The 12,090-nt window shown below is 47.0% G+C and carries 12 protein-coding genes; 7 read left to right on the forward strand and 5 right to left on the reverse strand.

What is annotated here, in order from left to right:
* The first annotated feature begins 39 nt into the window (after window positions 1-39).
* The 3 genes from MY523_RS01060 (at window position 40) to MY523_RS01070 (ending at window position 1,615) form a co-directional block, all read left to right on the forward strand.
* A complete protein-coding gene (locus tag MY523_RS01060; protein WP_250656959.1) occupies window positions 40-294 on the forward strand; it encodes a hypothetical protein in 255 nt (84 codons plus the stop codon).
* Between the two features lie 31 nt (window positions 295-325).
* Window positions 326-757, forward strand: coding sequence for a GFA family protein (locus MY523_RS01065; protein WP_250656960.1), 432 nt, complete (start codon window positions 326-328; stop codon window positions 755-757).
* A gap of 225 nt (window positions 758-982) precedes the next feature.
* Window positions 983-1,615 (forward strand): helix-turn-helix domain-containing protein, encoded by a 633-nt coding sequence (locus tag MY523_RS01070; RefSeq protein WP_250656961.1) that lies wholly within the window; start codon window positions 983-985, stop codon window positions 1,613-1,615.
* Between the two features lie 7 nt (window positions 1,616-1,622).
* On the opposite strand, the gene MY523_RS01075 is transcribed toward MY523_RS01070, so the two are convergent.
* Window positions 1,623-2,027 (reverse strand): helix-turn-helix domain-containing protein, encoded by a 405-nt coding sequence (locus MY523_RS01075; RefSeq protein ID WP_250656962.1) that lies wholly within the window; start codon window positions 2,025-2,027, stop codon window positions 1,623-1,625.
* A gap of 137 nt (window positions 2,028-2,164) precedes the next feature.
* Here MY523_RS01075 and tmpT point away from each other — a divergent pair, with 137 nt between their 5' ends.
* Both tmpT and MY523_RS01085 read left to right on the forward strand, forming a co-directional pair.
* A complete protein-coding gene (gene tmpT, locus MY523_RS01080) occupies window positions 2,165-2,800 on the forward strand; it encodes a thiopurine S-methyltransferase (RefSeq protein ID WP_250656963.1) in 636 nt (211 codons plus the stop codon).
* A 195-nt stretch (window positions 2,801-2,995) separates the two neighbouring features.
* The gene (locus MY523_RS01085; RefSeq protein ID WP_250656964.1) at window positions 2,996-3,715 is read left to right on the forward strand and encodes an SIMPL domain-containing protein; all 720 of its coding nucleotides are present in this window, start codon (window positions 2,996-2,998) and stop codon (window positions 3,713-3,715) included.
* 52 nt (window positions 3,716-3,767) lie between these two features.
* On the opposite strand, the gene MY523_RS01090 is transcribed toward MY523_RS01085, so the two are convergent.
* Complete coding sequence (locus MY523_RS01090; RefSeq protein WP_250656965.1) at window positions 3,768-4,970, reverse strand: serine hydrolase domain-containing protein; 1,203 nt, start codon at window positions 4,968-4,970, stop codon at window positions 3,768-3,770.
* A gap of 134 nt (window positions 4,971-5,104) precedes the next feature.
* On the opposite strand from MY523_RS01090, the gene MY523_RS01095 reads away from it, so the two are divergent.
* Complete coding sequence (locus tag MY523_RS01095; protein WP_250656966.1) at window positions 5,105-5,668, forward strand: TetR/AcrR family transcriptional regulator; 564 nt, start codon at window positions 5,105-5,107, stop codon at window positions 5,666-5,668.
* A gap of 202 nt (window positions 5,669-5,870) precedes the next feature.
* The gene (gene rrtA / locus MY523_RS01100; RefSeq protein ID WP_250656967.1) at window positions 5,871-6,455 is read left to right on the forward strand and encodes a rhombosortase; all 585 of its coding nucleotides are present in this window, start codon (window positions 5,871-5,873) and stop codon (window positions 6,453-6,455) included.
* Between the two features lie 126 nt (window positions 6,456-6,581).
* On the opposite strand, the gene MY523_RS01105 is transcribed toward rrtA, so the two are convergent.
* The 3 genes from MY523_RS01105 to MY523_RS01115 all read right to left on the reverse strand — a co-directional run bounded on the left by MY523_RS01105 (window position 6,582) and on the right by MY523_RS01115 (window position 12,055).
* On the reverse strand, window positions 6,582-7,790 hold the full coding sequence (locus tag MY523_RS01105; RefSeq protein WP_250656968.1) for an OmpA family protein: 1,209 nt from the start codon (window positions 7,788-7,790) through the stop codon (window positions 6,582-6,584).
* 235 nt (window positions 7,791-8,025) lie between these two features.
* On the reverse strand, window positions 8,026-8,871 hold the full coding sequence (locus MY523_RS01110) for a patatin-like phospholipase family protein (RefSeq protein WP_250656969.1): 846 nt from the start codon (window positions 8,869-8,871) through the stop codon (window positions 8,026-8,028).
* A 34-nt stretch (window positions 8,872-8,905) separates the two neighbouring features.
* The gene (locus MY523_RS01115; protein WP_250656970.1) at window positions 8,906-12,055 is read right to left on the reverse strand and encodes an efflux RND transporter permease subunit; all 3,150 of its coding nucleotides are present in this window, start codon (window positions 12,053-12,055) and stop codon (window positions 8,906-8,908) included.
* Between the last annotated feature and the right edge of the window lie 35 nt (window positions 12,056-12,090).

Genomic DNA, 12,090 nt, shown 5'->3' on the forward strand with positions numbered 1-12,090 from the left:
CCCTGCGGGACTCGCAACCTAACAAATAACCCGAAAAAGGTGGCACTTGGCGGTGACCTGTCTAAACAGAAAGATGCCGTTCGCCTGGCAGATATACAGGCACTACAGCTGTTATCAGAGCGCTGCACCAGCAGCGGAAATGGTAGTCGAAGGTCATACTATAGTTATGAGTTAAATCTGATTCTTAACGATGGTAAACGGATAAATGTTATGGATCATGGCAATAAAGCCGCCTTGGTTGAAGACGCGAAAGTGATCTCAATATTTTTAGATGTACCTGTTTGGGACAGGTGATAGTCACAATAAAAAGGTAAAGGGAGTTTATATGATAGGACGCTGTTTGTGCGGTGGTATTGAATATGAGGTAACGGGCTTGAGTGGCAACATTTACCAATGCCATTGTACCTTGTGCAGAAAACAAGGCGGCTCTTCATCGAATAGCGGGACGGTTGTCCCGATGAGTCAGCTTAAATGGCTGAAAGGCGAAGAGAACGTCAAGACATGGACAAAAGAAACCGGTTTCACTTCATGTTTCTGCCAAAACTGCGGGTCACCTGTTCCTAATCTGTTAAGAAAACTTGCATATTACTGGGTGCCCATCGGTACGCTTGAAGATGGCCCGTTTAAGATCGTAGCCAATCTGTACCAGGGCTCGAAAGCATCTTGGGCCGTGGTTTCCCCAACGGGTGAAAAGTTTGAAACGATGCCCGGCGTACAAGACTTTATTGAATTGTTGGGGAATGAATTACACGAATAGCTGTTGAGTGGAAATGAAGTTTCATACTGGCTTTGCCAGGAAGTTGCCGTTTCCTGCCAAAGGAAAAAGAAAGGGACAGGGTAGCCTTCTGATAATTTCGCTATTGTTGCTCGCGAATACTGCCTAGGCTCTATAACTCAGCCTTGACGTGTCGCAATCCTGGGGCTGGGTCTATACTCACTAAGCGTCTATATCGAATGCCGGGATAGAGCATGGGGGGGAGAAATGGAGCTTTTAGATAAGATCAATCAATGGCATCTGCTTTTTATCTTCGCTGTGATTTTCATTATCCTTTTCAGAGACTCAATAAGAAGGTTGATTGATCGAACCGAAAAAATTGATAAGAGTGGCCTGTCTGCGGCTGCACCAGAGGCGCAAAATGAAGGAAACTCAAATACGGAAAAGTCCGTTGATGAGTTGCTGAACGTGGTCGGTGACTCTTTGGTGATCAATGATCAGGAGGCGAGAATCATTGCCGACTTGGAAAGCCGCGGCCTGGATACATCAGGCGATACTGTAAAAGTTCTGGTAAAACACTTAGCGGGCGCACAGCTACTAGCTGCCTTTGAACGAATCTACTCTATCATATTTGGTAGCCAGATTGAGTTATTAAAGCGGCTTAACGAGCTGGCCGGGCAGGGACGTAGCAGGCAATATGTTGAGCAGTTTTTCAAAGAAACCAAAACATCTGCTAAAAACACCGCCATTGCACACTGGAAGCTTAATCAATACTTGGAGTTTCTTTTCAGCAATGCCCTGATTGTTCAGAATAATGACCAGTACCATATCACTAATCTGGGGGGTGAGTTTCTGGCCTGGCTTGTGAAAGCGAATAAATCTGAGCAGCGCGTATTGTGATCGTCTGCTACAGCTTATTGGGCTGCTGAAATCGGTTTTTACCGGCAACCCTCAGTAGCTTCTGAAACTTCGGGCATTCAAAGTGTGATGGGGCCTTGCAGGCGGCTGCGTGGCGAAGACCATCGCGAATCGCGGCTAACTCATTAATTTTTTCGTCCAGCTCTTCGGCTTTTTCTATGAGTGCCGTACGATCAATTTCAGGCCTCTTGGGGGTGAATATCGTTTTAATTTCTTCCAGTGAGAATCCAGCGTTTCTCCCCAATGAGATCAGTGCCAGTGTTTCTATAATGCTTGCTTTGTAAGTTCGCCTTAGGCCGTTTCGCCCTGTTGACTGTATGAGCCCTTTCTCTTCGTAATAGCGTAGCGTTGAAGGCGGCAGACCAGACGCTTTTGCGACATCCCCTATATCCATTTTAGCCCTCGAGTAAGAAATGCTTGACTTAAAGTCGACTTGAGGTTGTATGCTAACGTCTCATCATACATGTCGCAATGTTAACGTTACTCTGGTTGCGATATATGATTGAATCATTGAATTTAGGAGGGGTAAATATGGAAGCATCATTTTGGCATCAGAGATGGGAGTTGGGTGAAATTGCTTTTCATGAAGGTCAGGCAAATGCGTTGCTTGTTCAGTATTTTGCAAAGTTGAATCTTGAAAAAGGCAGCAAGGTATTTGTGCCGTTATGTGGCAAAACCCGTGATATTGCCTGGTTGTTAACTCAGGGCTATCAGGTGGTGGGTGCTGAACTGAGCGAGTTAGCGATTAAAGAGCTGTTTAGTGACCTTGAAATCGAGCCCGAAATTTCAGAGGTTGGTGATTTAATCCATTACCATGGTGAGGGTATTGATATCTATGTAGGCGATATCTTTTCAGTGACAGCCGCACAGCTTGGTCAAGTTGATGCCATATATGATCGGGCGGCTCTGGTAGCGTTGCCTGAACATATGAGACAGCAATATACATCACACCTGATAACGATAACTGGAACCGCTCCCCAATTGATGATCTGCTACGAATATGATCAGCTAGTGATGCCAGGGCCTCCGTTCTCAATTTGTGACGAAGAAGTAAAGCAGCACTATGACGGTAGTTATCGGTTGCTGTTACTTGAAAGCAGTCAGGTATCGGGTGGATTAAAAGGTAAGGCAGCAGCCGTAGAGAGGGTGTGGCTGCTTCAGAAGTAAACATTGGCCTTGGCCGGTGCAGAACAAACGTCTCCAGCCGTTAGTACTGGAGATGGTTTTCAGTCGGGATTGTTGTCTTCACTGAGTCGTATTTACGCTATAGTGTTAGTTAATCCTACTATGACCCTGTGCAGAATAAGCAACTAAACGCTGTTTGCTGAGAAGGGTCTTTATTCCTGTATTGTGGAGAGTCATATGGAGCAGCATAGCAAGGCAAATGCCTTTATTCTGGGCGTATTCATTTTCATCGGTTTGTCATCACTAGGCTATTTGCTTGGCAATGCGGCAATTGAGTTCAAGCAGTTTGACCGAAGTGTCACCGTGAAAGGTTTATCTGAACGAGAATTTAAGGCGGATATTGTTATCTGGCCTATTCAGTTTACCGCCGCAGGCAACGACCTGGAGACGCTTTACAGCTCGATTGAAAGCAGCACTCAAAAAATTAAGGACTTTCTCGGTCAGAGTGGAATCAGCCTTGATGAAATTACATTTTCATCGCCTGCTATTACTGATAAATCTGCCCAGCAGTATGGGGGGAATGCTAAACCTGAGTTTCGCTACTCGGCGCTGCAAACGGTGACGGTTTATTCAAAAAATATCGAAGCCGTTATAAATGTGATGGGCACGTTATCAACCTTGGGGAAGCAGGGCATTGTTTTCAGTGGGGGTAACTACCAATCACAAACGGAGTATATTTTTACCCGTTTAAATGAAGTTAAACCCGAAATGATTGAGGAGGCCACCAGGAAAGCAAGAGAGGTGGCAGAAAAATTTGCGTCAGATTCCGACAGTAAACTGGGCAAAATCAAAAAAGCGTCTCAGGGACAGTTTAGTATCAGCGCCAGAGATAAAAACAACCCCCATATTAAAAAGGTTCGTGTTGTTTCAACGGTTCAGTACTACCTGTCTGATTAACCCTTTGTTAACCAAGGGTGCCAAGTGCACCCTTATGCCAAGCCCCTTTTCGTTATAAAGTCGCAACAATAGATCTGAATACTTCAACTGTTTCGGTGGCGGATTCGAAACCGTTATCCATGAAGTTGATGTTGGCTGAGTTCTTAACAATCACAACGCCTGCTTTTTGGTTTACATAAATATACTGATCGTAGATCCCTATCGCCATAAACTCCTGATCGGCATTTTCTGGAATCCACCATTGATAGCCGTATCCCAAATTGATATCTGAACTATCTCGCTTGCCTGGTTTTAAATGTGGCGCGTCAGGTGTCGTTGATTCAGTAACCCATTTTGCGGGGATAATCTGTTTCCCATTCCACTGCCCATTATCAAGGAATAACTTGCCAAATCTGGCGTAGTCACGGGTGCGCAGGTTAAGCCCGCCTAGCACCATCGGTTCATTGTAGGAGTCAACAATGTACAGTGCGCTGTCTTCGGCGCCTATTTGCGACCATAGCTTCTCATTGAAGTAATCGGCGATCTCTCTGCCGGTGGCATTACGCAAAACCATGCCTAACACATGGGTGTCGATGCTGACATAATGCAGGTACTCACCCTGTTCTCGCTCTTTTTCAAGCGACGCTGCGAAGTCGTCAAACGAGCCACCTAATGCCATGGTTCTTCCGAAGCGGTTAATATCTGAATTGAATCGACCATAGTCTTCATCAAACCTGACGCCGCTGGACATTTGAAGTACGTTTTTTATTGATACGCCGTCGTAGCCTGAGCCTTTCAGCTCGGGGACGTATTGAGTAACAGGATCTTGCAGGCTAGCTATATGGCCCTCTGCAACGGCGACCCCAAAAATAGCGGAAAGGAATGATTTTGCTGTCGACCAGGATATGCGGCGATCGCTCTCGGTTGTGCCACGATAGTAGTTTTCAAACATAATATCGTTGTTTCTTATGACAACCAGTGCGGTGGTACTGGTTTTTTCTAAAAAGTTCTCGGTATCCCTTTTTTCCCCTTTGTATAAATAGGTTTTTGGCAGCGGTTGATAGGCTTGACCGAATTTATGTTCAGGCGCTGTTTTTTCAATTTCGACTGTCTCAAATATGTCGCTCATATTTGAAAAGTTCTCGACGATAACGCTTTCATTAAAGAGGGTCAGTGAGTGATAAAGCCTTTTGGCTGTTGCATAGTTGAGCGCCGTTAATACCGCGAATGAAGCGATAACCAATCCAACAGCCGAGAGTATCGTTTTCCTTGTCATTATTATTGTCCTGCTTAATCTGTTGTATTTTTTTATATATTTATCGATTGATAAATATATAAACGAATCATATCATCGTGTTTTGACAATGTATATAATCACTCTCCCACTCATATTAAGGGCCAGCAGTAGCTATGGGTCGCCACAGTAAGTCTGAAGAAAAAAGAAAAATTATTCTGGATGCATTCGAGCGAGTGATACTAAGAGAAGGTTATGCCAATGCTTCTCAACGAAAAATTGCTAAAGAAGCAGACATGAACCAGCCGATGATTCATCACTACTTCTCGGGTGGAGAAGAGATGTTGACTGCTTTTTTAGAGCGGGTTGTTAATAGATACATGTCCGCGTTGCAGCAGTTTACGGCGGATGACGCCTCACCTTCATTAGAGAAAATGATCAGTTTTTTGTGTTCGGAAGACTTTCATCAAGTCAGCTTACAGAATGAAGTGTTCTTTGCGCTGATTGGCCAGGGCGGGCATAGCGCTCAAACATTCGAACAGATGTCGAATATTTACCAGTTCTTTTTTAATGAGATTGCTCAGTACCTTAAGATGGCAGGGGTAAACAACGGTGACCGCGTTGCCTATACCATGATGTGTATGATCATTGGTCACGATTGGGCAAAAAAACTAGGGTTTGGCGAGCAGCGCAATGCCCAGATGGCAACGATTCTCTCACGCTTAGCCAGTGAGCCTTAAGGTTAACGTAATTCAAATTTGTACAATCTGATACAAAAGCTCGATAGAGCTGTACACAGCCTTCCTTAATTCAGCCTTGCACGGTGGAACCGTTACGGTAACCGACAGTGTTCTCGGTGGCGCGCGTTTTGTGCTACGCTGGCCCGCAAAATAAGCCATAGCAATATTTATACAGATCACACGAGAGCAGCACGAGAACTACATGAGAATTCTGCAAGTCGGGCCTAAGCAGGCGCTTACCATTTTATTGGCATTGTTAGTGCCAGCCATTATTGTTGAAGGGCTGGATCACTTCAATTTGTTTGATGCTCGTTATCACCGAGGGGCGATAGCCGCAGGAGAGTGGTGGAGGGTATTGACGGGCCATCTTGACCATTTGAACTGGAGGCACCTGCTAATGAATGGCCTGTGCCTCGCGTTGTTATTGGCGTTGTTCAGGCCGCTTGGAAAACCGTCACGAACGCTCTGTTTGTGGCTTGTGGCGTCGTTATTAATTAGCCTTTTGATGTGGTTTTTCAGCCCAGGTATCCGCTGGTATGTAGGGCTTTCCGGCAGCCTATATGCGTTGGTGGTCTATGCGATTGCGACGGATACCAGCTATCCGATGATCTTCCGACTCTTTGCTCTGGGTTTAACGGTGTTTAAAGTCGTAATGGAGCAGATTAATGGCGATATATCATTTATGACCCAGTGGGTATCCGGCCCTGTCGCAGTTGATGCCCATTTGTATGGCGTCATCGTGGGTGTTTTTCTGGTGCTGGTCATGCGATTGAAGGTATTCAGATAGCGTGCGGGTTTAGATAGAAATGCAGTAGAAAGAGAAGGGGGCAAACAGGCAAATAGCGCTTATTTGTACTGTTAAGCCAACGCGCAACAGGCGCTGCGCGTTGGCTGATCAGCTTGATTACAAAGCCTAGCTTTTCTTGGTCGCTTCAATAACCGCAACTACCCGGCGGTTCTCTTTACGTCCTGCAGCCGTGCTGTTATCAGCGATGGGTTTCTCTTCACCATAACCCACCGCATCTACGCGAGAACTATCTATACCGTATTCGTCTACCAGTACTTTAGCGATAGATTTTGCACGTCTTTCAGAAAGGTACTGGTTGTATTTTGCTTCACCTGTGCTATCGGAGTGACCTTCAATCGTCACTTTTGTAGAAGGGTAAGAGGTCATAAATACTGCAAGTTCTTTAATGTCAGACTTTGCGCTATTAGGTACAACAGAGGAGTTGTTGGGGAATTGAACATTAAGCGTCTGTGTTACCGTTTCTGCAATAACTAACTGACACCCTTTTTCGTCCACTTTCGCTTCTGCTGGCGTGTCTGGGCAGTTATCTGCACCATCTACAACACCATCCTGATCGGCATCAAGCTCACAACCTTTGGCATCGACGGTGCGTCCTGCTGGGGTGTTAGGGCACTGATCCAGGCTGTCTTCTATGCCATCGTTATCGCTATCCTTTTTTACCACAGCAGCAACAATTACACAGCCTGCGCTATCAACGTTTGCACCTGCTTCAGTGTTCGGGCACTGGTCATCACTATCTAATACGCCGTCGCCATCACTGTCATAGTCGACCTCTTCTTCGTAGCTTGAAGAAGAGCTTCCTCCAAACAGATAAACTAAACCAACATTCAGCAAGGTATCTTTGTTGTTCGAGTCGTGACCGTAAAACATTCTGGCTTCTGCTCGAAGAGACAGGTTTTCAGTAAAATGGCGTCTGAATCCGGCACCTGCGTTGTAGCTGGTTTCGTCATCGTTTTCAGTACCTTCTACGTCAAGATCCATGTTACCGATACCTGCCACAACATAAGGCTGAATGTCGGTATCGTCGTTCAAATGGTAGAGACCGTCTACGTGGTAATAGGTGCCATCGATGTCTTTACCGGTGATATCAGACTCTGAGTTGATGATGCCGTAGGCGGCTTCTGTGGAGAAACGGTTGTTGAACTGATAACCCGCAGCGAAGGTTGCTGTCGGTGCATCATCTGCTTCCCGGTTATTGTCGAGAAGAAAGTAGCCGATAGAAGGGAAGATGTAGAAACCGCTATCAATTTCGTCTGCGTTGACGTTAGGGACTGACGCAGCCAATAAGGCCAGGCCTGAAATTAACTTTTTCATATGTGGGTCTCGTTTTTTGTGGAGGAGAGTGTAGTTAAACGATTGGTTTACGCAGGGAGGTTAGGCTTCAACGACAAACAGTGACTCATAGTGCCTCAGCTCCTTGAGTAATCATTTTTGTTCTTCGAGCGCATTGTAGCAAACTTATAGCGGTCTTTGTACGGCGTTATTTGTTCTACCGGCTATAAAGTGGCAGGACAAATAACGGGTTTGAATCCATCCGCCAGGCTCTGAGCTATCCAGAGATGGTTTTTAACAGCGCTTCTCCATCGCGGCGGCCCAGATCGAAGGTGCGCTGAATACCGCTTGGGTTGGTGTAGTCCCAACTGTCAACGGGAGGCTTTTCTGAAGGAGATAGATAGATTCTGCCAGTAACGGGCGGGATATAGCGATAGGGGCGTGTTAGCAGAATCAGTGTTTCTCCGCTATTTTCTGGCACCCCATGTACCGGCGCATTGTCGAATAGGCCGCCATCGAGCGCGGGTTTATTGTCCAGGTACATAATTGGCGTCATCGGAGGGGTGCAGGACGATGACAGAATTAGGTCGGTCAGCTCTTCGGGGGTGTTGCAGTCACTCGCATTAATAAACTCAGACTTAAATCCCAGCTTCCGGCCATAGGTGGGGTGAACAGGCTCTTTAATTTTCTTCTCTAACTGGTATGCCATTAGACCAATCGCCACGGCACTTTTTGGCCCGAGCCAGCGTGGAATTCTAGCGACCTGAATGGCATTGGTTGGGCCGCTTTTCAGTCGGGCAAAAGCGTCCCCCTGCATGATCTCCAAGACCATCTCGCGATACAGGCGTTCATGGGGAAAAACCGGAGCAGCCTTAAACAGGTTACCTAAATAACGGTTTTTGGCATTGCTGGCAGTCGTTGCTTTAACAACCCTCAAACATTCATGGGATTGCCCGGCAAGAATACCGCATGACATGGCAGAGCCGGCACTGACGGAGACGACTCTTTTAGGCTTCAGGTTAAGCGGCTCAGCGATAACATCCCAGAGTCCTGCTTGCCAGAAGCAGCGGTTTCCACCGCCGGCAAATACTACGTTCTCGATATGTGACAGGTCGTTTTTCATTGTTCAAGCATCGTGTTGATTTATCAGTGAGTGTTTAAATGAGAGAGTGTTGGGTTGTTCCTCTGCCTCTGCCTTCAGCCAATGGCTCAGGTTTTGTAAGCCACTGGTAAAGCACAGGTACGACTAATAATGTCAGCAATGTAGAGACGACTAACCCCCCAATAATAGCCCAGCCCATGGGAGACCACATAGATGAACCGCTTAATGTTAACGGTAGTAAGCCGCCGATGGTAGTCATGGTGGTGAGCAGAATAGGCAACAGGCGCGTTTTCCCTGACGCTATAATCGCCTTGGCGATATCCTGTTTGCTCTCGGCGATGCGGTTGTTAGAAATTGAACCTCTTAACTGGTTTGCGTAGTCCACCAGTATTATGGAGTTATTGACGACTATTCCGACCAGCGAGGTCAGGCCGATAAATGCGGTGAATGAAAACGTGTAACCGGTAATCCATAACCCGAGTATTGCGCCAGTAATCGCGAAAGGAATGGCGGCAAAAATAATTAACGGCTGAATAAATGATCTGAACTGTAGCACCAGCACGGCGAAAATTCCGAGTAGGGCGATGATTAACGCTTGCAGCATCCCCCCGAATGACTCTTTACGGTTTTCTTGCTCGCCACCGATAATATAATGCACCCCATCTGGCCAGCTGTATTGATCAAGCTTTGCAATGATGGCATTGGTGACCGCTTCGGTCTGATAGCCAGTATTAACATCAGCGGTGACCCTTGCCATGCGCTCCAGGTTGTGATGTTGAAAGCGAGGAATGATGCTTTTCATTTCGATATCAACCAGATGGCCGAGCATGATCATTCCACCCACGGGAGATTTTAGGTTTACATCTCTTAGCGCGTCGAAGTGAGGTGTTTTTGAACCTGCACTGCGGATAACAATGGCGTAATCCTCGCCATGTTCATCCCTGTATGAGCCGATGGTTTGGCCGACCAGTGCGGTGCGGATCGCCTGATCAATAGCGTGAATCGGGATCTGCAAGCGGGCGGCTTTATCCCGGTTTATATTGATTCGAATATCAACTTTATGGCGAGCGACAGGGTTATCAACATTAACCGTGCCTTCAGTTTCCTTGACCAGATTTTCAATATCAACAGCAACCGTGCGCAAGGCTTCGAGGTCTTCGCCCATGATTCTAACTGCTATAGGCGCAACATACGGAGGCCCTTGCATAAACTCTTGCACGGTGACTCTTGCGGCGGGCAGCACTTTAAACTCTTCTCGCAGGGTCGATATAAACGCTTCCACATCCCGGTACTGTCGGGTGTCCTCTAACTGGACATATATCTGCGCATAATTTGGCACTTCGCGCTTAGGAGTAATATTGTAATAAACCCGTGGATTGCCCTTACCTATGTTGGTGGTCACGCTGGTCACCTGAGGGTGTTTGGCTATTATCTTTTCAACATCGACGGCTAACGCATAGGTCTTGTCAAAGCTTGAGCCTTCGGCGGTTTCGATATTAACGAGAATTTGTGCTTTCTCTGCTTTGGGAAACAGACTGACCCCGACCTCTTTAAATAGTGACAGCGTTGATAGCAGTATGGCAATTGACGCAACCATTATCAGCCATGGGTGCTTAAGTGAAAACGAGAGCATACGATGGTATGGCCCATGGGCAAAGCGGTGTATTTGTTTAAGTACCCAGGGGGCATCCTGCTCGGGTTCGTCAGTATTGCTGTTTGCTTTTTTGGCACAGTTGCCTTGTTTAAGTACACGGCTGGCCATCAGTGGTGTCAGCATCAGGGCTATCACGAGCGATGCGATAAGTGTAATTACAACGGTGACCGGCATTGATCTGATAAACGTACCGGAGTGGCTAGGGAGTAACAGTATTGGGAAAAATGCCAGAATGGTTGTGAGCGTGCCGCTGACTACCGCCCAGGCAACCTGTGATGAGCCTTTAACCGCGCTGGTTAGCCGGTCATGACCTTCGCGCATAAAACGACCGACGTTTTCAGTGACAACGATGGCATTGTCCACTAATAGCCCTAACGCGATGACCAGACCTGCGATTGACATTTGCTGGATACCAAACCCCGAAACATCCAGCCACCCCAAGCCAATAAGGATAGACATTGGGATAGCCAGCACCACTACCAGCGATGCGCGGAATCCAAGCACTAAAATGGTAGCCACACCGACCAATAACAGTCCTTGTAGCAGGTTGTTAAAAAACTCCCCGACACGTTGGTCAACACTGCCACTCTGGTCGAGTACGGTTTCAACCTTGATGGAGTCAGGCAGGGAGGGTTTAAAGCGCTCGACTTCCTCGTTCAGGGCTTTGGTGATATCAAAGATGTTGCTGCCTTTGCGTTGAATCACGGTGACAAACACCGACCGGACACCCTGATGGCGCGCGAGGTAGCTGGGCAGGTCATCGCCAAATGCGACCTCGGCAACATCTTGAACGTAAACAACGTGGTCGCCAGTAGATCGAACGATTGTGCGTCTGATTTCATCAATATTGCTAAAGTCACCACTGGTTTGCACCGTGAAACGCCGTTGCCCAATATTGACATGTCCGCCAGGAATATTGGCAGCAGAAGCCCGTAGCGACTGCGCCAGTTCCTCCAACGAAATATCAAGTGCGGCCAGTCGTATAAGGTCCGCTTTAATTTGCACTTGTTGCTCAGGGTAGGCTTTAACCTCTACGCGTTTTACACCTGATACGCGCTCAAGCTTCTTTTCCAGTTGTTCTGCGATGAGTTTTAACTCGCCGTAACTGGCACTGGGAGACGCAACGGCGAGCTGCAATATAGTGATATCGGCGGGGGATACTTTGTCGGTTTTAAGCCGACGAATATTGGCTGGTAGCTCGTCTCTAATGGTGGCAATAGCTGCCACCACATCATCATATTTTTCGTCAGGGTCACTGCCATAAATAAATTCGGTTTGGATAATCGCGACCCCATCTTCGATGTCGGTGCGGATTACGTGAATATCTTCCAGTTCGTTGATGGCATCCTCAATTGGATCGACGACCAGTTTTTCCATATCGACGGGGTTTGTGCCCGGATATACCACGCTTGTCATTGTCATCGGGAAGTCAAACTGAGGGTCTTCCGAGCGGGGCATATTCGCCAGAGAGGCTGTGCCGAGGGCGACTAGCAGCAGTATAACCACCAATGTAAATTGGTGGTTTTTAATCGCAAGTGAGGGAATGTTCATAGCAGCTATATGATCTCTGTGGATTGTCGTATGAT

The organism is Alkalimarinus coralli, assembly GCF_023650515.1.
Taxonomy (GTDB): Bacteria; Pseudomonadota; Gammaproteobacteria; order Pseudomonadales; family Oleiphilaceae; genus Alkalimarinus; species Alkalimarinus coralli.